Below are 20039 nucleotides of genomic sequence, written 5' to 3' on the forward strand. Positions count from 1 at the left end.
GAAGGCAGATCCAGCCGTCAAACCATTACTATCGCTATCTGGTGTGCACGACCCAAATGGGTATGAGAATGGGTCGCACATTGCTAGACCAAGCCATATCGCAGTATGGAGCTGATAATTTGCGACTACACTGCCTGACACGGTCGGTTGCGGGTCGGTGGACGGCAAGATTAATGACCACTGCAGGTTATTTGCGGAGTTGGGCGCATTCGAGTAGAACTGAACCGACGGCTCATCATGACCAACATAATGACCGCTATCATTTCCCGCAACTGGATCAGCGCAGACGAGCGGATCATCGGGAAGATCGCCCTGTTGATTGTATCCATTACAATCTGGATAATATTCTGCTCTCTGGTTTGGACTGTTAGCACGAGGTTGAATTTGATGATAATCGTGTGGTTTAAGATCATGTAGCAGGGTGTTTTCAGGAGCGATTGATGTTAATGTGGCGCTTGGGAGCACGCCATCAGGCATCACAAGAGAGTTCTTGCTGAATGCATAGATTGGGACACAAACAGTTGAAGGCGCCAAGAGAAGACTGGCGGCTAATAGCCCTATGGCAATAGAGAGGAATGACCTAGAGGAGAATTCTATAAACACTTTACATATTACTTTGATAGTGGTATTTCTATCTTACCATCTCAATGAGCTCTTCGTGCAAAAATAATTGATATGCTTCACTTGTCTGCCGGTGGTAGGCACTTTACGAATAGCCTAGGCATACGGCAACCTATTTTACATAATTCATCCGTGGGTCTTTTTATACTTCCTTCGTTCCAGACCTAGCCATGGCCCAAGAGTCAGACAGTCGACCGCCAAAAGTATGCAAGCGAGTTTCTGTTGTAGTAGCATCAGAAAAGGATGCGAAGGAAATCGGGAAATGTGTTCTTAAATCCGGTGCCGCAGACTTTTTCAGCACAGAACCGACTCTCGTCATAGGCAAAGACAAGAAGGGAAAAGCGCTAATCAGTGAGGCAACACTAATGGCAATGAATCTCTGTGAGATCTAGCCTGCCTCCCGTTTGGAAGAGTCGATTTATGGCGACATAATAGACTCCAGAGCCTCGGTCGTGAGCAGCTGCGCAATCGGAATTTCCTTAATGTTAAGAGCTCTTTCGAACGCATTTATTGAGAGGGCGAACTGTAAAACTTTCGCACCATTCCGCCTTGACCTTGCATTGTGGTAGCCTTTCAAGACCTTTCGTAGGCCACTCCAGTTGGCAGCGACCGACATGCCATTGTACATTATTTCGTCCGCCCTGTGCCTCACGCCATCTTTATCAACATAACTTGAACCGGGGTTTGCCCTGTGAACGCTCCTAGCATTGGACTTTTGAATGGCAAGAAATTTGCTGTAACACATCCTGCATCGCTTTGTACTCCCTCTGCTAGCAACCTTGCCGCAATCTACGCAGTGGATGCGAGCCTTGAGCGGACCAAATCTTATGTTTGTTTGAATCCGGGCGTTGCACCTTCGACAAAACATTGATCTCTTTAGAATCAGGGTTAGGCAAAATGGGCATGGGTGCTTTCGCTTGTTGCCGAAGCTTGAGCCACTGAACAAATGATGCATGAGCAATATACTGAAGTGAACTTTAAAGTCTTTCTAGCCTTTTCAGGAATCACAAGCACCTAACCAGTTTACAAGACAAATCCGGAGCTGCCAAATCGTGACGTTTCCCGGTTTAGCAGCGAACGGCATACCGGTCTAGTACTATGCTAGCAGCTACCAAGTGTCTCAACGTACTCCGTGGCTGAACACGTATGAAAAGTGAAAGTACTTCAGAATCCGTATCAGCGGCTGAGGTTAGAAAAAGTTGGAGCTGTGTTCAAAACGTCATGAATTCTCTAATATCTGACTGCCCGCATGAGACATGCTTAGTGTTACCGCCGCCACTGACGCCATAGTAAAGGCTCTCAAGGCGAGGTTGATCAAGTGCAGATAACATTTGACGGCAGAATTTCTGCAACTTTCTATCGGCGTCGTCCGCAGCTATTCCGATGGCGTCGGAGATTGGCAAGTTCCTCGCCCTCATAGTCTCTTCCACCTCGAGTCGGAATGTCTTGATATTGTAGGGCATTATCTTCCCGTAGACCTTGAAAGAGGCTCCTAAGTAACTGAACTTAGCACCACCGGATGTCCAGCCCTTCGTCAATACCGGAAACCTGCTTTGAAGTTCAGACACCGGAGTCTTGTCGGCATCGAACATTACAAGTTCCCATTCACATACGTCAGAAAGCACCGCAACTCGACATTGATGCCTAAATTCATAAGCAGCCACCCCACACGAAGCAAAGAAGTCGACACTGCCTTCGCCGGTGCCCATGTCAAACGGCTTCTTGGAGCATTCTATGTACACCATGCATGTACCATTGGGCGAGACTACAAACTGGACGTGCCGGAATTCGTCAAGCTCGAACCTGAATTTCTTTTGTCTGTCAGATTCGGGCCATTGGATGGATTCATACTCTCCACGTGCGAGAGTGGCTTTAATGTGCACGTTATGGAGCTTTGAGCCCTCAACCAAGAAGAATTGAAAAAGAGTGTGAAGAACAGCCAGCCGTTCCTCGTTGCTGGGTTGTGTGCTGGCGGCATTAGGTTGTGGTGTGGTTTCTGAAATAATGGCTTCTGATTGGCCTTTTGAAAGAAAGTATTGAGAGTGACGGCCGGTCTTTTTTCCCTGAGACACTAGCAGGCCCTTCGATTGGCCTTGGTAAAGCAGCTGTCTTGCAGAGGCACTCGACTTGCCCATCGCTACTACGTCCGTCGTGATAATTCCTCTTCCTTCAGAAATTTCCAGTTCTGCTGCTTTGACAGCGATGCTCCTCAGCCCGTGGCTCAATCTGATTCTCGGATTCAGGCGCTCCCAAGCCCGGACACGATCACTGGCAGCCTCAATTCTTGTTTTTGATGTTTCGACGGCTAGCCCGGATTCTCCTTCCTCATTGTCGTCGAGAAGAGTGAGGCTGGGCGAACCATCAGAGTTGCTCGACACGCTCTCCACCTGCTAGTTCATCGAACTGCACCTCATCCAGCGGAAGCTCACCGCTCAAGAGGCGAATTATGCATGGGACGCAAAAGCCGGCATCTAGGCCGATTTTCATTAGCCAAAGGTGAGCGGTGACGGGGTTTAGGCAGCCGATCGATGCGCAATTGCTTGAAAAGTTGGGACTCGGCAAATTGTTACTCGAGGTAGTGGTAGTCAAGATCAGGTTCCGCTCCTTGGATGGACGTGTGCTTCCTAAGCAAGATCCCTTCAGGCTTCTGTTCCACATCGTAGATTGCCCCGTGATTGATGTTCAGAAAGTCAGCTGCGCTTTTTTCGATTTCAAGCAGACAATGCTTCCCGACTCTAATTGCCACTGCAGGAACTGATCTGTTTTTATGCGAGCTAGTGGACATTAGGTCGAGCCTCCTGCTTCAGGCATAAGGTTCGGGGCGGCAAATGCTGTTTGCAACTACACTTTGCCCCCTTTCTTTTCTAACTCGTCTATGACTTCATTTATGGCTGCGTCAACGCTGATGCGCAGAGCTGGCTTTTGGCGACTCAAAAGACGTGCCACGGTGGCCGGTGTAAGCTGCGCACGGACGAATCTTTCTGTACGTTCTTCCATCTGACGGCGACGCCCAGCTACGAGTATTTAAGGTCTAACGTACAAAATTGTACAAAGTCGAAGACCTCAGAGACAGATCCACGAGGGAAAATCATGCAAATGTTTTCGGCCGTGGAATTCTTATGAGTTCAAGTGCGGCTGGAACGACTCCTTGGATGTTTACGCTCAACTGTTTGTTCCCCCTTAGTCAGGAGAGACTGTTTAATTGCGTCAATGTCCAAGCCGCCGTCCTGAATTAGCCTGTATGTTTCAAACGCATCTTGCAGGGTTTCGAGCTTCTTGTTAAAGTCTGACTTCATGGTCTCGAGCTGCGTATGATAATAATTACTCGCCTCTTCGGCCTTGACCAGTGCCTTCTGGTTCGCCCCGAGTTGCTCGGAAAGGTCTTGGACTTTCTGTTCAACAGCTGCCTGAATGCGACTGTCTACCGCTTGCTCGATGTCGAGCCTGAGCTTGCTCTCGATCAATATGCTGAGGCTATCGGACACTTTGACGTAGTCACTTAGCAGTTCGCTCTCGGCTGGGCGATAGTATGAGTCGCTTATGCCGACACTATGGCCCATGAGGGTTTCGACATTAATCGGCTTCATTCCAGCTAACTCTGCCTTTGTCTTGAAGTATTTTCTGAACCCATGAACGCTGAATTCGTGTCTCCTCTCAGACCTCTCCCGCAATCCCAGTTGCTTCAGTAATCGATTGTAATACTTCCTGATGGAGCTCGGGCTCATTGCGATGACTCTATCCTTGGCGTCCTTTCTCTGGTATCTGGGCCGAACCGGGTCAAACTTGTCTCTAAACAAGGGACTTTCTGGCTTTAACTGCTCACCATTGCGCTCTCTAAATGCAAGATAAGCGTCCAATGACTCACACGCCTCTGCAGAAATAAAGGCAATGTATTGTTCCTCGTCGCCCCGATACACGACTAGTCTGCCCGCAACTGTAACGCCTTCCCTATTGATTTTGCTATAATCTCGGAGCTCAAAACCGTCGACGGCGCCTTCCCTCACCCCTGAGCTTACAAAGACCAGCGTAAGGGCCTTGCCTCGAATGTCGCTGTGGTTGACTATCTGTCTTACTTCCTCAGCGGTCGGGATTCTGTCGAGGGCATAGCGTCGGGCACGGGGCAAAATGCGTCTAATCTTCTTCCAGTTTAGAGATACGTCGTTCATGTCTAGTAGCAAGCGTATTGACTTGAGGGAACCACCTATGGTGGCGCCCGTGATTTCTTTGCTGTCAACCCTCTGTTTCATCGCAATGACATAGTTCATGATGGCCTTCTCTGCAAAACCTGAGTCGTTCTTGGCAGCCTCCACGAACTGGTCTGGATTCATTTTCACAGTAGTCAGAAAAGCAACAAGTCGCCGCTCGTACGGGTCAAGTGTCCACTTTGATCTTACGGCTTGACGAAAATTCTCATAAGCGGGGCCATAAAGAATACTGCGGTCTACCGCATTCTTTCTAGACTTTGCTTCCACGGCAATCCATAGAAAGTTCCAGTATATAGCTTTTGAGTCCTCAAAAAGAGGACAAAATCGTAGCGGGCCCAGAGGGACTCGAACCCTCGACCAACTGCTTCGCAGGCAGCCATTCTATCCAAGCTGAACTATGGGCCCAGATGTCAGAAAAACCAGCTGACCTCAATTAAAACCTAGGCAATTTTGTCAGCCTGCCCTTCAAAATAAGCAGCACTACATCCCCGCGGCCCGCATCGCAGCATCATAGTCGCCGCTGTAAGCATAGGATTTTGCAAAAAGGTTGACCGATAACTCGTACTCAGACTTGTCGTTGTTCAACAGAGCAAGCCTGAGATGATCATTGCTATCCTTCTCAGTCTGGATGGCTTTAACAAGCGAGTCCAACGCGGTTTTGTATTTTTCAGGTGGCTTGATGGCGTTAGCCCTGTCTATGAGTGCCTGGTACTGGGGGTCATAATTTGCGATCACCCCTGCCATCGTAGTGTTGTCGTACTGCTTTGTTCGCCACTTGGCTTCTTCGGCCTGATAATTGTGGGTAAGCGTAATGGCATCATTCGCTACCCTGTCGATTGACTGGACCAAATCATTGTTGGCGGAAACTCCCGCCTGGTAGATAGCCATCGCAGCGATGGCAACCGCAATGATTCCAAGTGCTCCTATAGTGATGAGACGGCTCACCGTCTTCTTCTTCAATGACCGTACTAACGGTTCGCTGCGACAAAATAAACTAAACGGATGATACAGGGAAAACTCGGGTAGCCCAGCTAGTATTTACAAATGATGCCGCTTGTGGTGCCAACTATTACCTTCAAGGGGACTTCGGGCTGTATTTTTGCTTAGAAAATCAGCCTTTTTGCCGCCGTGTGTAATGGATTTTACCCCAGGGGAAGGACATTCGCTTGCTATGGTATTTTAGTGGCAATCGCCCCCGCTAGACGGGATAGGGTTTGGCAGAGCCGGTACAGGATTCTCAGCAACTTGACACAAAAAAAAGCATATCCGAGCCGCCTCTCAACCTACTGTTTAACCCCTCCCTTCTTGTCCGGCGGAACAAGGACATATGGAGCATCGACGTAGTCGAGCTCTTGCGGCTTTTCCTGAGGCTGCTTGAGGCAAGCGGAAATAAAGACCTCCGGATTTGCGGAGTGGCGGCCCTGTCTTCCTCTATGATATACAGGCTGCAGGTCGAAAGCATCTTCGCTCTAGAAAAAATCGCCATGCAAAAGCAGGTAAATCCCGTGCAGGAAGGTGACATGCCGGTGCCACAGCTAAACGCACTTGAGGTGCCTTTCAGAATTGAGCCTTCCTACCCAGTTTCGGTTGACGAACTCCTAAAAGTTCTGGAACGGATGATCACAGAACTTGCCAGCCCCAAGCAAAGAAAGAGGCAGGTCGAGCTGGAGCCTGTCCAAACTTTTGACTTTGACAAGTACCTCGTAAAATTCGAGCAAATAATCCAGGGCTATGAGGACATGATTTTCGACATTGTCAGTGCCGACCAGAGCGTCAGGTTCAGCGCGCTGGTTGAAAAAATGGATGCCATAGAGCGCGCACGCTCATTTATTGCAATTTTGTACCTCGCTCTCAAGGGCAAGGTCGACTTGGTGCAGGAGGAAACTCCAGAGGACATAATGGTGATTTTTCACAAAGACTCGGTTTCTGACGCATTGCCCAGTGCTGAGGGTTCTTCAGATTCTGCCGGAGAAAATCCTCCGCGCTCCTAGCCTGGCGAGGTAATCCACACTGAGAGAATCACTTCCTGAGGAAGAGGTCTCGGCGCGCATAGAAGCTGCTCTTTATTCGGCCGGCAGGCCGCTGTCACTTGACGAACTCATCCGCGCTTCAGGCACAAATTCAAAGGAAAAGACTACAAGAAGCCTGGGTGAACTGATAAAGAAGGTGCGCACTTCATTCAAGGCAATAGAGCTTGCAACCCTAGACGACGGATCGTATGTTCTTCAGCTAAAGCCCGCATACTCTCCGGTAGTGCGCAAGTTCGCCCAACATCCTCTTGTTTCGGCGGCCGCGCTCAAGACCCTTTCTTATATCGCGTACGAACAGCCCGTGACTTCGAAACGGCTGGTGCAGATACGCGGAAGCCAGGTCTATACCCACATCAAGGAGCTTGAACAGCTAATGTTCGTTCAGCACGAAAACGTGGGGAGGCTCAAGGTCTACAGTACTACCCAGAAATTTCAAGGATACTTTGGGATTACCGACATGGGCGCAATTAAGAGCCAGCTGGTTGCGGGATCCAACAAGCAACAGCCAAAGAAACCGCCCGAGACCCCGAGTCCAAACCCTACCTCTTCAGAAAAGCCTTAATAGAGTACTGGCATTACGATTTCAAATGCGCAAGTCTATCGAGAACCTTGCCGGCCGCAAACTCACGGGCGGACGCAAAATAGCCTCAAGGGGCAGAAGAAAATTTGAGATTGACAGATACCCTAACGAGGCCGTCGTGGGTTCTACCAGTATTGTTACTCGCCGGGTAAGGGGTAGCAACGTCAAGGCCGCCTTCAAGACCGCCGAGTTTGCAAATGTTATAGATCATGAAGCGAAAAAAGTGACCAAGGCAAAGATCCTCCGAGTCACCAAGAACCCTGCAAACAGGGACTATGAACGTCGTGGCGTGGTTAGCAAGGGTGCGATAATCGAAACTGAAAGTGGATCGGCACGTGTTGTCTCAAGGCCAGGACAGAACGGAGTGGTAAATGCCGTTCTTGTAAAACAGTCAAAGAGCACGTGAGCTGACGAACCTCTCAAAATATTAATAAGCGCCTTCTCAACTGATGTCGGCGCCACTTGAAGGATTACGACCACGTTATTCTTTGGATAGATTATTTCAACAAGAATCTGAAGAGGAGGCAGGGTCGCAAGGTTAAACGCGACCAGGCAGTTTTCGATCCGACGCTCCAAGAGTTAACAGAGGCTGCAAAGGCAGCCGGCTTTCAGCCCGCCGACGACGAAATAAACGACAAGGCACGCTATCCTCGCAGGTCCTTCGTAAAGTCCGGCTACGTCATGGTTGCCAAGAGAGAGGGGCTAAAGAAATCCCAGGTTATCTCACTTGTCGCCGACAAAATGCAGCAGAGAAAGGCAAAGCAGCAGAAACAATCTTCACGTTAGATTGTCTGGTCCGGCTCGGGAGCCGGGTAGTTCTGTAGAAAAGTGCTAGAACTTGTTAATCGAAATGCAAACGTTATTTGACAGAAGCTAATGATAGCAAGTATCTAGCAACTGGTGCTACTGCAGTGGGGGAGATTGGGGAGGTAATGCATCTGGCAAAAAGTGGTAGACTGATCGTAAAAATCAGCCGGGAAGCATCGCCAAGGCCGGGCGAGCTGCTCGTTGACGGAAATGGAAAAAGGGTTGGAAGAATCACTGAACTTATGGGACCGTTGAACGCACCATACGCGTCAGTGATTTCCATGACAGACAAGACGAGCAGACTCGTCGGGTCTAAGGTTTTCAGCGGCGGGTTTGCAGAAAGGCGTAAGGCTCAGGGTTCGCCAAAGCGAAGGGCAAGGTAGGTAGGAACACATTGACGTCAGCGGAATATCATACTCAGTGTCCCGAGTGCAGCGAAAGCCTGGTACAGGACTACAGCAAGGGTGAATACATTTGCCAAGGCTGCGGCTACGTAGTCATGGATCAAATAGACGACTTTGGGCGCGAATCAAATTCAACCGATTTTGAGGAAAAGTCCAAAAGCACAAGGGCAAGCGGCTCTACTAGTTTTGCACTTCATGACTTTGGACTTCGTACCGAAATTGCGTTTGGTTCAAAGGATTATGCCGGCAAGGCAATCAACTCTCAAATGGCAGAGCAGATGCACAGCATTCGCAAGTGGCACGTGCGGAGTCGGATAATCTCGTCGAAGGAGCGGAGGCTCTCAAACGTTCTTGCAAAAATAAACGAGATTTGCTCTTTGATGTCTCTTCCCAAGTTAATTCTTGAGACGGCAGCGTTGTTGTATCGTAACTTTGAGACGAAATTCGACGCCAAGGGCAAGTCAATCTCTTGCATGGCGGCGGCAACGATATATCTCGCATGCAAGAAATGTTCTGTCGTAAGGTCGCTTGATGAAATTGTCGGCCACGCGGGTGGCGCGGAGCCCGAGCGGGCAACGATAAAACTGGCATCCAAATACTATCGCATAATGGTTATGGAAATGGGAGTCTTTACTGTCCCATCATCTCCAGCCTTAACGAATGTCGATGGGGAGAAAGGGAATATGGCCATGATTGCTCCGCTACAAAGACAGGGTCTTGCTTCCACGTCGGTTCCTACAGGTCAGTCACAGCAGTCAATGACAAATGCAATAGATCACTACATCTCAAAACTTGCAAACATGGCAAAGATCGACACCAAGGTGATGTGGCTTGCGATTGACCTCGCGCACAAGACAAACGACCATCTTCTCGCCGATGGTAAAGCTCCAAATGGGCTGGCTGCGGCGTATATCTACATCGCCGCGACGTTTCTTGGGGTGAACATACTCCAGCGCGACGTTTCGAGCCTCTCCGGGGTCACCGAGGTTACCATCCGCAACAGGTGCAAGGACCTGCTTTCGTGCTTCAAACTAACAGTAACGGTGAAACCGCAGTCAAAGCAGGCTCACTCGTAGGAAGCAAAGTCCAAGAGAAGGCCGCTCAAATCCTGCCCTTTTTTGATGGGCAGGACCATCCAACTATTTCCCATTTTCTTCATCGCTATGCGGCGGCGCGTCACTGTCGTGCTCGTTAGCGTCTTCTCGTCTTCTCCTCAGGCGGAGGTAAATCGCCGCCCCTATAAAGGCCAGCAAGAGTATCAGCAGCAGGAAGAACGTCGACTCGTCTTTGACGGTCCCCTTCGGCAAAATGGCATCCACTCCAAAACTTGGAATGCCTCGTATCATTGACCTTGGACGCTTAGTGAACTCCCAAATATTAGGTGTCGCTATTCAACCGCGTCGCGACCCTCAAGGGGCATGCAGATTCGCCCGCTCGCAGGCATTAAAAGTTCTCAACAATTGCATTGCACTGCATTCCTGTCTGATTTATAGGATTAGAGTCAAGACAAAAAAGTGCCGAGACCAATAGATAATGGCGACGAGAACAATTCGGGCTATAGGTCAAGGGATGAAATTGTCAAGGCCATCTTGATGGCCGCTCTAAACGGCTATGAAACCAGAATGACGATTATGCATTCAGCGTTTGTGACGCATGAAGTTGCAACAAAAGCGCTTGAGGAGCTGGTTTCCAGAGGGCTGCTTTTCGTTGTACCAAGCGGTGGAAGTCGATACAAGATTACAGAGCTTGGGCGCAAAATGCTAGAATCGTCTTAGCCGCACTTGGTAGGGAATACGCACCAGCAGCTAAATTATGACGGTGAGATAAAAAGGCTTGAGGACATCACATTTCAATCTTTGTCCTTTTCCCGCTCGATGTAACTTGTTCGTGTAAAAACGATGCCAAAAATTAAATTGTCGCGCTATACGATTTGAAACGTGAGTAATTCTTCCGTTAGGATTGTCTACGTTTTGCTAGACGGTATTGGAGATCTTCCCAACCCGAGCCTGAACGACCTGACCCCGCTCGAAGCTGCGCTGACTCCAAACCTCGACAAACTTGCGAGAAACGGCGCGACAGGCCGCGTAATAAGCGTAGGTAAAGGAATAGCTCCTCAATCCGACATCGCAGTGTTTAACATGCTTGGCTATAACTTCAAAGACGGCAGCTACGTCGGCAGGGGAGTAATCGAGTCGATAGGTTGCGACATTGACTTTAGGGACGGCGACCTCGCGCTGCGAGGCAATTTTGCGACAATCGATAACAATCGTAAGATTATTGACCGGCGCGCCGGGCGCGCAATCACAAAGGAAGAAGCGTCCTCCGTATGCAAGACACTTACCGAAGAGATAAAATTTCAAGACGAATCGGCCTCCGTAGAGCTGGAACCAACGGTGTCCCATCGCGTCGTTATCCGCCTGAGGAACACCAGACTGCGACTCTCTGACAAAATCTCTAACTCCGATCCAGCATATGACAAGGTCGATGGGATGGGGATCGCAAAGGACAGTACAGGCGAAATGTATGTCCAGAAGTCCAGCCCCCAGGACAGTACAAAAGAGGCGGCAGTAGCCGCAAAGATGCTAAATGAATTCACGGACCAGACGATAAGGATATTGAAAAAGCACCCCGTCAATTTGAAGCGGGAGGCGGCTGGGAAGAAAGCCATGAACTGCATACTGGCCCGGGACTCTGGCAACAGATTTCCTAACGTGAAGCCAATCGCCGAAATGCTTGGAATACGCATCGGGTGCATCGTGGATATGCCTGTCGAAGTCGGCATTGCAAAGGTGCTCAATATGAAAATGTTCAGGGCCGGTGACATTAACGACTACGTTGAGAAAGCCAAGGTCGCAGCAGAAATCCTCGACAGCATGGACGCCGTATACGTCCACATCAAGGGCCCCGATGAATTCGGACATGACGGCGACGCGAAAGGCAAGAAAAAGAACATCGAGGATATCGACGAGCGGTTCTTTGGAACGCTCCTTGATTCGCTCAATGGTCGCGATACCACCATAGTTGTATGCGGGGACCATTCCACTCCCTGTGTAAAGAAGGGACACAGCGATGATCCTATACCACTCCTCGTGTCCGGTCCGAGAGTAAAGCAGGACGGCAGCGCCAGATATACCGAAAAGTATGCAGCCAAGGGCAGCCTTGGCCTACTCATGGGCGCTTCGGTCCTTCCCACAGTTATAGGAATGGTTTCAAAACAGCCTGTAAACTAACACTATCTGAAACGGGCGAAACGGATCATTTCTGATGCAGAATCTTTATCTAAAGGCTCAAGATCCTCTCAAAGAGAGGGCATGGGGGATCTCCGTAAGGATTATTTTCTAGACCGGTTTGTAGTCGTTCCGTCCGCAGAAGCCAAGACAGAAGTTGCCAATGGTGAGACCTGTCCCTTCTGCCCCGGCAACGAATCATTGACGCAACCAGCTATACTTGCCTTAGTTGTCAAAGACGGCATGCTGAAAAGACTTTCTGACAGCGATGATGCCATCGTCGACGACTGGTCGGTGCGAGTGTTTCCCAGTTCGTCCCCCGTGGTCGAGTTAAAATCTGCCACGTCATACAGCGACAAGCCACTATACAGCGAGCCTGCATATGGCTACCACCAGGTGGTAGTTGCAACTCCTGACCACGAGCTGAGCCTGGCCCAGATTTCGGTCGAGCAAATGTCGAACGTATTGGTAGTTCTTCAGGACAGGGTCAGAAATCTCTACAACCAGAAGGGCGTGACCTACGTTTCGGTATACGTGAACAGCGGCAAGGCAGCAGGGGCTGTTTATCCGCATTCGCATCTGGACATCGTTACCTTTTCCACGATTCCGCCAATTATTGAAGCCGAGGCAGAAGGGTCTTACCGCTATTCAAACGAAAACGGAACATGTCCAGCGTGTAACATGATAACCGTGGAATCTAGCGGGCCGCGCCAAGTTCTCGCAACGGACCACTTTATTGCGATCTGTCCATGGGCGCCGACATTTCCCTACGAGTTTTGGATCTACCCCAAAAAGCACGTCACCTCATTTGGTAAAATCACACAAAAAGACATTAACGACCTGGCGATGATGCTCCGGGCGACTCTAGGGGGTCTGTCAAGGGCTCTCAAGAACCCTCCATACAACCTTGTATTCCACCTCTCTCCTGAAAAGAAGCACAGCAAGGAGATTCATTGGCACATCGAGGTATATCCCCAACTTGCCAACATTTCGGGTCTGGAAAGGGGCTTCGGGGTATTTGTAAACAGCGTCAAGCCTGAAAAAGCCGCTGACATTCTTGGTTCTGCTTCCCGCAGGGAACTAGCAGACCAAGTGCTCCCGCCCTCGAGCAGCTGACATTACCGAATCATATAATATATAATCGACGCCGGCTTGAGCCTTACAGCAGGTAATTATGAAGCTCGAGACATGGGCAGCTATCGCGGCGCTTGGGCTTGCGGCAATGTCCGCGGCAATCATGGTCTCCTTCTATTCCTTCTTGGTTGGACCTGACCACAAAGGTCCCAGCACGCAGGTCGATGCCGCGTCGCTAGTCGTGCAGGAAGTATCCATTTCTGCCATTCCCTGTTCAGTAATAGCCATTTTCGTCTTTTTCATGGGAAGAGGATATGGCAATGCCGGAGCCGGCATCCTTTTAGTCGCCACGGGCGCTGTAATGGCTGCCGGAATGGCCGCTGCTAACAGCCTTGTACCCCAGATACAGCATCAATATCTGCTTGGGGGCGTCCCGTACTTCCCGATAATATTTGTCGCAGTCGGCATAGTCATCATGGGTCTGGGCGCATACTTGATAGTGCTGTCCAAGCGTCGAAGGGCCCAGAGTCTCGAGGATCTTCGTTGAGCAAGGCAAACATAAAGTACAGCGAGTTGCAGATATCGCATCCGCAGCTTCCCGTACAGATCGCAGACGAACTGCTTTCCTCTGTTTTCGCCGACGCGCGGGACAAGAACAGCCCAATCTTGGCAGTGGTAACGGGAACAAAGCCCGATTTCTACAAGCAGGCACCTCTCGTTGTCGAGGCGCAAAAGGCAGGAGTTCCCGTGTTTGTAATAAACACTGGCCAGCATTTTGATGACACGCTCGGTTTTGGCATTAAGGAGTTCAGACTCGACGATCACATTGCCTGCAATCTGCAGATAAGAGGCGATCTGATGGAGAAGGCAAGCGAGCTAATCTTAAAGTTCGGAGCTTTTGGGCGCTATTGCAGGAAACGATTTGGCACCGGTGCATTGCTGCCGGTCGTGCACGGGGACACGCTGGTTGCAGGCATAGCTCCGCTTGCGTGGGTGTTTGGCATGGGCCAGAAGGTGGGACAAAACGAGGCAGGGCTCCGCTCCATGAGTCCGCAAATAATACGCACAGGGAACCTGAAAAAAGAGCCGACTCGTGCGGCGGTTGAGAAAATTGTGACCCAGCAGCTTGAAGGGCGATGGTTTCTTGCAAGGGAGGAGCCCTTCCCCGAGCAGATCGACACGTGGATCTGCTCTGCAGGGACCCAATTTTTCTTCGCGCCCACTATGGTAAACAGAGAAAATCTGATCCGTGAGGGCTACCCTGAAGACTTTATCCACGTTGTCGGCAACTCTGTGGTCGACGCAATCTACCAGAAGAGAAAGGAAGCACCGACAAAGAGCATCTTCGAAGTGTTTCCCCAACTTGACTCTGATGGGTGGATAAGGGTGGACATCCACCGCAGGGAGAATCTCACAAGGACTCGATTTGAGGCAATTGTAGGGGGAATCGAGGACTTTGTCCGAAAGACAGACCACAAAATAGTCCTTGTCATGTTAAATGCCATGGCATCCGCGCTTGAACAGTACGGCTTGCGCCACAGGCTTGACCTGCTCGCAGACGAGATTCCGCAGAGGTTTCTGATTACTCCGCTGTGGAAGGAATATGCTAACGTCATAGAATTTCTTGACAGCGGCAGATGCATTGCAGAGATGACTGATTCAGGTTCGTTGCAGGAGGAGCTCCTGTATTTTGAGGGGGTAAATTCCATGACAGTCCGACTCAACACGGACCGGCCCGAGACAATTTTTCAGGCCAAAAGCAACATACTCGTGCCTCCACTCAGCAGGTCTTGGGTCTTTGAGGTTGCCAAGAGAGTAATCGACAGCGGAGATAGCCTTGGCATAAAAACAAAGAGGAAACCTCCTCTCTATGGTAAGCCGGGGTCGGTTTCGAGAAAAATCATTAGCACCGTCCAGAAGGAGTTCGAGAATGGTGATGCGAACTTTTATCCCTGGTTACACCAGAGACTTGGCCTGTGGAAGGAACGTCAAGAACTGGACTACATGTAGCACCCCGTAGGTTGGGCTCGCAGGTTTGAGCGCCTAGGGTGACGCAAATTTTGCCTTGCGTACGCCAGCATCGCGCCGCTCCGCCGCTGTGTCTCTGAAAACCCTTGTAATCATGGCTTCATATGCCATGCTCATTGCTATGCTCCTGCGCGCCATCATTTTGCGCTGCGTTTCAATAGCCGAATCCAGTCTCAGCTCAACATCACTGGCTCCGATGCTCTTGCCCGCAATGGTAAAGCTCGGCACGTCGCCTGAGACCAGTCCATGCAGATGCGACGAGACGCCAATCAGTGACCCGCTGTAGATCAAGCACCCGATGGAGGTTTTTACCATGTCACCAAAGAACGAACCGAGTTTGTTCATGCCGGTGTTTGTTTTTGCACCGGCGGAGGTCATCTTGATATCGCCGTAGGTCATCTTGAGATCTGACGTCGTAGTCATCGCCCCGATGTTTGTCCAAGACCCGACGTAGGAGTGGCCGAGAAATCCCGTGTGCGCCTTGTTTGAATAGTCGCAGACAATAGAGTCCTCGACCTCGCCTGCTATCCTGCATTCCCTCCCGACATAGCACGAGGCCAGTACTGAGAACTGCTTCACCTGGGTCCCCTCGGATATAAAGGCCGGGCCGACAATCCTGGACGGTGAGATCTTTGCGCCCTTCTGTATCAAGACCGGGCCCTTTGAGCAATCAAGAACCGTGCCCTCCTCTAGCACCGCGGAACGGGACACAAGCGCGCCCCTTTCGCCCCTGACAACTATGCCCCGCGCTTTTGCCGCATCCGGACCGTTGTACCAGTCATAATTGCTTTCTGGCCTTTCTACCAATGCGCCGAGTTGTGACGAAAGCCGGTGCTCAAGGTCTTTGATTAACTCCCACGGCCGGAGAAGAATTTTTGGGGGATTCTTGGAGCCTTCATGCGAAATCACCTTGTCCACGCGCAGGCTTTTGGGCTTGACCCTTTTCCCCGCCGAGGCCGACGCCGCGACCTTTTCTCGGTCGGATGCTGACAGCCTGGCAACAAGAACTCTGTCATCGGCAGCTATCGCAAAAGTCCCCCGCATCTCGTTCAGGTGGGAGGCTTCGATTGAAGATGGCAGGACAGCAGAATGAACAAAAATAGTATCGTCATCTATCTTGGCTGGATTAACCTCAAAGTCGGGATGGCGCTCGGCTGTGACATCTCTCAGCGAGTCTCTGACAAGGAGTGTACTCGGAGGCTCTTCGTAAGATTCGAGAATGGATCTGCATGCTGTCTTGATGTCAAATAAGGCCGCCGTGTAAGAGAGTGGGGCAAAAGCAGCCCAGAGGTCGTCTTCGAAAATTGCTATCTTGGCCGGCATCATATCTTGCCTAGCCTGCTTACATACTGCTTGTAAGCATCCAGATATGATTTCTTGTCGCCGATGTCGACAAAGCCTGAATCGATTTTGAATCCCTTCACCGTCTTGTTCTGTGAAAGAGCCGCTCGTACTGCATCGTCCATTCCAAATGCACTCGACTGGGGAATCATTGAGAGGAACTCTGGCTGCATTACGTAGCATCCGATGTTGATAAGACCTTTTATCTCCGGCTTTTCACGCCATTCGGTGACCCTGTTCTTATCGTTAACGTCTATAAAGCCGTACTTGAGCCTCGTTGAATACTCGAGGAGAGCCATGGATATGAACGCCTTGTCTGCAATGTGTTCGTCAATCATTTTCTTTAGGCTAAACTCGTAAACGGAATCGCCGTATACGCAGACAAAAGGCTCGTCAATAAGTTTAGAGGCCGTCTTCAACTGCCCCGCCGTCGCCAGCGGTCTTTCTGAGCGGGCATATTCGATTGAAACGCCATGTCTCTTGCCGTCCTCGAAATAGTCCTCGATTGTTCTGTGCAGGTAGCTGACGCAGAGCACTATTTCCTTTATCCCGCCTGACTCCTTCATCCATTCGATGATATACTCGAGAAGTGGTTTGTTGCCCAGAGGCAACATCGGCTTTGGGATAAAGAATGTGTATGGTTGAAGCCTCGTTCCTAAGCCGCCTGCCAAAATTACGCCTTTCATGGAATACCAGAATGCTTCTCCTATCCGGGCATATATAACCTAGAACGGTGTTACACCGAATACATGGTTGATATCCTTGTTACCTTATCGACAACCTCGGCAGGGTTACTGCCAAAGACCATAGTCATGGCTTCCTTCCCAACGTCCCCCGTATGGTAAATGACGTCTGCTGCCGGAGTATCCGACAGCGCCGACCTAATCCCCCACGGGACGCTCGAGCCTTCCGCAGACTTGACCTCTCTCGGCTCAAGCTGTCTATCGTAACTGGCAACCCTGCAAGATGCCATGCACGCGTTTAAGACCTTGGAGTCAAACTTCATGTTTATAGCAGATCTCATCGTCGGATCGAACTTCATGTACTCGACTATCGCCGCTGCGACGTGCCTTGACTCTGCGAAATCAACGTCGGATACTGCAATGACCTCGGATCCTGCTCTGACTATCCTGCCCCTGACAGCCGCTACTTCTTGAACTTTGCTGGCCCCGGGCAACGCATATGCAAAGTTTGTCTGCGTTTCTGGAACCAGGCTCCCAAAACCCCTGATTTTTACCAGATTTCTGACTGCCGCGCGCAAGTCCCGTATCACATTGTATTTTTGAGCGTCGAGGTAAAGCGCAGCGAGGGGGTTTGTTACCGGCAGGCCGCTGCCTACGCGGGTCAAGTTCAGAAGCGCATCGTGAACGTACGAGTTCGCCGCCTTGCACGCCTTTTCGAGTGGCATTCCGCCTGCAATGAAGGCTGTAAGCGCGGCGGAAAAATTGCAGCCTGAACCGTGCGTTTCTCCTACTTCAATCCGCGGGTTTGAGAACAAGACTCGCCTGTTTTCCGAGGTTAAGAGCAGGTCAACTGCGTGGTCCTGTTCAAAATGACCACCTTTTACAATAACATTCCTTGCGCCCAGTGCCATTATTCGTTCTGCCGCCTTGACCGTGTCATCCTCACCGGAAATCCTGACACCTGACAAGTATTCTGCCTCGGCTCGGTTCGGAGTGATAGCAAACGACATTGGAATAATCGATTTTATGAAATCGCCCACCGCATCGGGACGAAGAAGTGGCGCTCCTGTTCCTGCTGACAGTATGGGGTCAACGACGAGTGGAAACCCGGCTCCAGCCAGCCCGTCAACTACCGCAGCGATTATTTCCTTGCTGTAAAGCATGCCTAATTTTGCCGCAGCCGGCGGCATATCCGTCAAGATCGAGACTAGCTGGCTCTTGACTACCTCGCCGGGAATTTCAAATATGCGCGATACCGAGACTGTGTTTTGGGAAGTTAGGGCGGTTATGACGGTGCAGCCGTGAAGTCCGAGGGCGGCGAATGTCTTCAGGTCGGCTTGAATTCCGGCTCCGGCGCCGGAGTCGCTGCCCGCTATCGATAGCGCAGTCTTCATGAGAAAAAGTGTTCACTGGATTGCATATTATCCCTTCTGCTAGAGCGCGCAATCGCAGAGACAGACATACTTGCCGCAGCAAAAGCATTCTATCGACTCGGCGTTGATCCTGGAACGCCGGTTGTGGGTTTCGCACATTACCGTCCTACCTTCAAATGAGCCGTCCAGAATTTCCTGCTGATATGCCATAACCCGAAAGTTCCAAACCAATCGTTAATCATGGTGGCAAGCTAATTTAGACAATGAAGGCAAATCCAGCTAGTCTGGAGGGATTAACCTGAATTGATTTTGATGCCTCCTGGAATTCCCTATACAACGAATATTAACGGTGAGGCTGACCGGCGATCCAGTGACTCTGATTAATCCTCCCGAATGGGGGATAGAGCCGGTTCCTAATGAACAGAAAAAGCTCAGAGGGCGGGATTACTTTATCCTCTGGTCGAGTCTTGGCGTGGGCCTGCTGGTTCTTTCGGCGGGGTCGTTTCTGGCTGATGCATCCATCACCGATGCGATTCTTGCTATCGTCGTGGGTTCTCTCGTTGGCTCGGCACTGTTGGCCTTGGCCGGCAAAATTGGGAGCGACGGAGGAATTCCTTCGCTTATTAGCATGAGACCATCGCTTGGCCTTCGCGGCACATACGTGCCTGCAATCCTGAATGTAATCCAGCTGGTCGGCTGGACTACTTTTGAGATCATGATAATGTCAAGGGCGGCGGACATCCTTACCGGCAAGTCCCTGCCATACTTTGCGTGGACAGCTATCTTTGGCATCATCACTGCGTTTCTGGGTATTATCGGCCCCCTTGCGGTGGCGCGCCAGTGGCTTGGCAAATTCGCGGTGTGGATCGCCTATGGGAGTTCTGCAGTCATTATCGCGAGCCTTGTCATGTCGGGGGCACCTGAACGCTTACTTGCTCACACCTCTCACAGCCTCTCGTTTTTTTCCGCTCTCGACCTCGTAATAGCGATGCCAGTGTCCTGGATGCCCTTGGCGGCAGATTACAACCGTTTTTCAAAGAGGAGCAAGGGTGCGTTTATGGGGACTATGGTCGGATTCGCAGTCACCAACATCCTGTTCTACTTTGGGGGCCTTCTCATCGGAAGCTCCGATGTGGTCGCAATAATAGTCTCAATTCAAGCAATCTTTTCCGGCTTTCTGATGCTTTTGCTGTTGGTTGACGAGGCGGACAACGCTTTTGCCGATGTCTACTCGGCAGCTTTGTCTACGCAGAATATTTTCCCAAAGGTCCTCCAAAAATATCTGGTAATCGGTTTTACCGCGTTGAGCGCAGCGTTGGCGACAATAATCACAATTGAGAATTACGAGACATTTCTTTTGCTCATAAGCGCCGTATTTGTTCCGCTCTTCGGTGTAGTCCTGAGCGACTACTACATACTAAAAAGAAAGTATACTCCTGACGCGATATACACGCAGAAGGGTGCTCCTACAAACCCGCGAGCGCTGATTGCTTGGTCGACCGGCGCGCTCCTGAGCCTCGTCTTATCTCCGCTGTCACCAATTTATGTCCCACAGCTCCCGCCGATAGGTGCTACTATTCCGAGCTTGGTGTCGGCATCGCTCATCTATGTGGTACTGATGAAAGCCTCGTTTAGAGGGCAATCAAGAATTGCCGCGCGCTGAGCA

At 50.6% G+C, this 20039-nt stretch carries 24 protein-coding genes and 1 tRNA gene; 13 read left to right on the forward strand and 12 right to left on the reverse strand.

Annotated elements, in window-relative coordinates:
- Positions 1-791 precede the first annotated feature (791 nt).
- On the forward strand, positions 792-1013 hold the full coding sequence (locus tag ABI361_00990) for a hypothetical protein (protein MEO9319226.1): 222 nt from the start codon (positions 792-794) through the stop codon (positions 1011-1013).
- Between the two features lie 26 nt (positions 1014-1039).
- Here the strand turns inward: ABI361_00990 and ABI361_00995 are convergent, their stop codons facing one another.
- The 7 genes from ABI361_00995 to ABI361_01025 all read right to left on the reverse strand — a co-directional run bounded on the left by ABI361_00995 (position 1040) and on the right by ABI361_01025 (position 5786).
- A complete protein-coding gene (locus tag ABI361_00995) occupies positions 1040-1366 on the reverse strand; it encodes a hypothetical protein (GenBank protein MEO9319227.1) in 327 nt (108 codons plus the stop codon).
- Between the two features lie 466 nt (positions 1367-1832).
- Entirely contained in the window at positions 1833-2999 is a 1167-nt protein-coding gene (locus ABI361_01000; protein MEO9319228.1) for a hypothetical protein, read from the reverse strand.
- A 188-nt stretch (positions 3000-3187) separates the two neighbouring features.
- Positions 3188-3406: a hypothetical protein gene (locus ABI361_01005; GenBank protein MEO9319229.1), complete on the reverse strand. Its 219-nt coding sequence runs from the start codon at positions 3404-3406 to the stop codon at positions 3188-3190.
- A gap of 56 nt (positions 3407-3462) precedes the next feature.
- Positions 3463-3618, reverse strand: a complete 156-nt coding sequence (locus ABI361_01010) for a hypothetical protein (protein ID MEO9319230.1) — start codon at positions 3616-3618, stop codon at positions 3463-3465.
- Positions 3619-3746: 128 nt separating this feature from the next.
- On the reverse strand, positions 3747-5093 hold the full coding sequence (locus ABI361_01015) for a site-specific integrase (GenBank protein MEO9319231.1): 1347 nt from the start codon (positions 5091-5093) through the stop codon (positions 3747-3749).
- A 63-nt stretch (positions 5094-5156) separates the two neighbouring features.
- Positions 5157-5231: transfer RNA gene (locus tag ABI361_01020), tRNA-Arg, on the reverse strand.
- A gap of 75 nt (positions 5232-5306) precedes the next feature.
- Positions 5307-5786, reverse strand: a complete 480-nt coding sequence (locus ABI361_01025; protein ID MEO9319232.1) for a hypothetical protein — start codon at positions 5784-5786, stop codon at positions 5307-5309.
- A gap of 254 nt (positions 5787-6040) precedes the next feature.
- Between ABI361_01025 and ABI361_01030 the strand changes: the two genes are divergently transcribed.
- From ABI361_01030 to ABI361_01055, 6 genes are all read left to right on the forward strand, one after another.
- Positions 6041-6817: a chromosome segregation protein ScpA gene (locus ABI361_01030; protein ID MEO9319233.1), complete on the forward strand. Its 777-nt coding sequence runs from the start codon at positions 6041-6043 to the stop codon at positions 6815-6817.
- Between the two features lie 58 nt (positions 6818-6875).
- Positions 6876-7418: an SMC-Scp complex subunit ScpB gene (locus ABI361_01035; GenBank protein MEO9319234.1), complete on the forward strand. Its 543-nt coding sequence runs from the start codon at positions 6876-6878 to the stop codon at positions 7416-7418.
- A gap of 25 nt (positions 7419-7443) precedes the next feature.
- Positions 7444-7842, forward strand: a complete 399-nt coding sequence (locus ABI361_01040) for a 30S ribosomal protein S8e (GenBank protein ID MEO9319235.1) — start codon at positions 7444-7446, stop codon at positions 7840-7842.
- 56 nt (positions 7843-7898) lie between these two features.
- Entirely contained in the window at positions 7899-8222 is a 324-nt protein-coding gene (locus ABI361_01045; protein MEO9319236.1) for a signal recognition particle subunit SRP19/SEC65 family protein, read from the forward strand.
- A 125-nt stretch (positions 8223-8347) separates the two neighbouring features.
- The gene (locus tag ABI361_01050) at positions 8348-8626 is read left to right on the forward strand and encodes a Gar1/Naf1 family protein (protein MEO9319237.1); all 279 of its coding nucleotides are present in this window, start codon (positions 8348-8350) and stop codon (positions 8624-8626) included.
- 11 nt (positions 8627-8637) lie between these two features.
- Positions 8638-9723 (forward strand): TFIIB-type zinc ribbon-containing protein, encoded by a 1086-nt coding sequence (locus tag ABI361_01055; protein MEO9319238.1) that lies wholly within the window; start codon positions 8638-8640, stop codon positions 9721-9723.
- A gap of 63 nt (positions 9724-9786) precedes the next feature.
- On the opposite strand, the gene ABI361_01060 is transcribed toward ABI361_01055, so the two are convergent.
- Positions 9787-9993 (reverse strand): hypothetical protein, encoded by a 207-nt coding sequence (locus ABI361_01060; GenBank protein MEO9319239.1) that lies wholly within the window; start codon positions 9991-9993, stop codon positions 9787-9789.
- 168 nt (positions 9994-10161) lie between these two features.
- Between ABI361_01060 and ABI361_01065 the strand changes: the two genes are divergently transcribed.
- The 5 genes from ABI361_01065 to ABI361_01085 all read left to right on the forward strand — a co-directional run bounded on the left by ABI361_01065 (position 10162) and on the right by ABI361_01085 (position 14958).
- On the forward strand, positions 10162-10422 hold the full coding sequence (locus tag ABI361_01065) for a winged helix-turn-helix domain-containing protein (GenBank protein MEO9319240.1): 261 nt from the start codon (positions 10162-10164) through the stop codon (positions 10420-10422).
- A gap of 162 nt (positions 10423-10584) precedes the next feature.
- Positions 10585-11877 (forward strand): alkaline phosphatase family protein, encoded by a 1293-nt coding sequence (locus ABI361_01070; protein MEO9319241.1) that lies wholly within the window; start codon positions 10585-10587, stop codon positions 11875-11877.
- A gap of 81 nt (positions 11878-11958) precedes the next feature.
- Complete coding sequence (locus ABI361_01075; protein MEO9319242.1) at positions 11959-12990, forward strand: DUF4921 family protein; 1032 nt, start codon at positions 11959-11961, stop codon at positions 12988-12990.
- Positions 12991-13048: 58 nt separating this feature from the next.
- On the forward strand, positions 13049-13495 hold the full coding sequence (locus tag ABI361_01080; protein ID MEO9319243.1) for a hypothetical protein: 447 nt from the start codon (positions 13049-13051) through the stop codon (positions 13493-13495).
- Entirely contained in the window at positions 13492-14958 is a 1467-nt protein-coding gene (locus ABI361_01085; GenBank protein ID MEO9319244.1) for a UDP-N-acetylglucosamine 2-epimerase, read from the forward strand. The genes ABI361_01080 and ABI361_01085 overlap by 4 nt, the downstream gene beginning before the upstream one ends.
- Before the next feature lie 33 nt (positions 14959-14991).
- Here the strand turns inward: ABI361_01085 and ABI361_01090 are convergent, their stop codons facing one another.
- Genes ABI361_01090 through ABI361_01105 form a run of 4 tightly spaced genes read right to left on the reverse strand, consistent with a single transcriptional unit; the run spans position 14992 to position 18583 of the window.
- Positions 14992-16302: a putative sugar nucleotidyl transferase gene (locus ABI361_01090; protein ID MEO9319245.1), complete on the reverse strand. Its 1311-nt coding sequence runs from the start codon at positions 16300-16302 to the stop codon at positions 14992-14994.
- Complete coding sequence (locus tag ABI361_01095; protein ID MEO9319246.1) at positions 16299-17003, reverse strand: nucleotidyltransferase family protein; 705 nt, start codon at positions 17001-17003, stop codon at positions 16299-16301. The genes ABI361_01090 and ABI361_01095 overlap by 4 nt, the downstream gene beginning before the upstream one ends.
- Positions 17004-17053: 50 nt before the next feature.
- Positions 17054-18394, reverse strand: coding sequence for a bifunctional hydroxymethylpyrimidine kinase/phosphomethylpyrimidine kinase (gene thiD / locus ABI361_01100; protein ID MEO9319247.1), 1341 nt, complete (start codon positions 18392-18394; stop codon positions 17054-17056).
- Positions 18395-18433: 39 nt separating this feature from the next.
- Positions 18434-18583: a hypothetical protein gene (locus ABI361_01105; GenBank protein MEO9319248.1), complete on the reverse strand. Its 150-nt coding sequence runs from the start codon at positions 18581-18583 to the stop codon at positions 18434-18436.
- A gap of 160 nt (positions 18584-18743) precedes the next feature.
- Here ABI361_01105 and ABI361_01110 point away from each other — a divergent pair, with 160 nt between their 5' ends.
- Positions 18744-20036 carry a cytosine permease gene (locus tag ABI361_01110; protein MEO9319249.1) on the forward strand — a complete coding sequence of 431 codons (1293 nt, stop codon included), beginning with the start codon at positions 18744-18746 and terminating at the stop codon, positions 20034-20036.
- Positions 20037-20039 lie beyond the last annotated feature (3 nt).

Origin of the sequence: Nitrososphaera sp., from assembly GCA_039938515.1 — an archaeon.
In the GTDB taxonomy this organism is placed as follows: Archaea; Thermoproteota; Nitrososphaeria; order Nitrososphaerales; family Nitrososphaeraceae; genus Nitrososphaera.

Bases quoted from the DNA above. Each gene is read 5' to 3' on its own strand.
- ABI361_00990 (MEO9319226.1), top strand. From the start codon at position 792: ATGGCCCAAGAGTCAGACAGTCGACCGCCAAAAGTATGCAAGCGAGTT.
- ABI361_00995 (MEO9319227.1), bottom strand. From the start codon at position 1,366: ATGTGTTACAGCAAATTTCTTGCCATTCAAAAGTCCAATGCTAGGAGC.
- ABI361_01005 (MEO9319229.1), bottom strand. From the start codon at position 3,406: ATGTCCACTAGCTCGCATAAAAACAGATCAGTTCCTGCAGTGGCAATT.
- ABI361_01010 (MEO9319230.1), bottom strand. From the start codon at position 3,618: ATGGAAGAACGTACAGAAAGATTCGTCCGTGCGCAGCTTACACCGGCC.
- ABI361_01040 (MEO9319235.1), top strand. From the start codon at position 7,444: ATGCGCAAGTCTATCGAGAACCTTGCCGGCCGCAAACTCACGGGCGGA.
- ABI361_01060 (MEO9319239.1), bottom strand. From the start codon at position 9,993: ATGATACGAGGCATTCCAAGTTTTGGAGTGGATGCCATTTTGCCGAAG.
- ABI361_01075 (MEO9319242.1), top strand. From the start codon at position 11,959: ATGGGGGATCTCCGTAAGGATTATTTTCTAGACCGGTTTGTAGTCGTT.
- ABI361_01080 (MEO9319243.1), top strand. From the start codon at position 13,049: ATGAAGCTCGAGACATGGGCAGCTATCGCGGCGCTTGGGCTTGCGGCA.
- ABI361_01090 (MEO9319245.1), bottom strand. From the start codon at position 16,302: ATGATGCCGGCCAAGATAGCAATTTTCGAAGACGACCTCTGGGCTGCT.
- ABI361_01095 (MEO9319246.1), bottom strand. From the start codon at position 17,003: ATGAAAGGCGTAATTTTGGCAGGCGGCTTAGGAACGAGGCTTCAACCA.
- thiD (MEO9319247.1), bottom strand. From the start codon at position 18,394: ATGAAGACTGCGCTATCGATAGCGGGCAGCGACTCCGGCGCCGGAGCC.
- ABI361_01105 (MEO9319248.1), bottom strand. From the start codon at position 18,583: ATGGCATATCAGCAGGAAATTCTGGACGGCTCATTTGAAGGTAGGACG.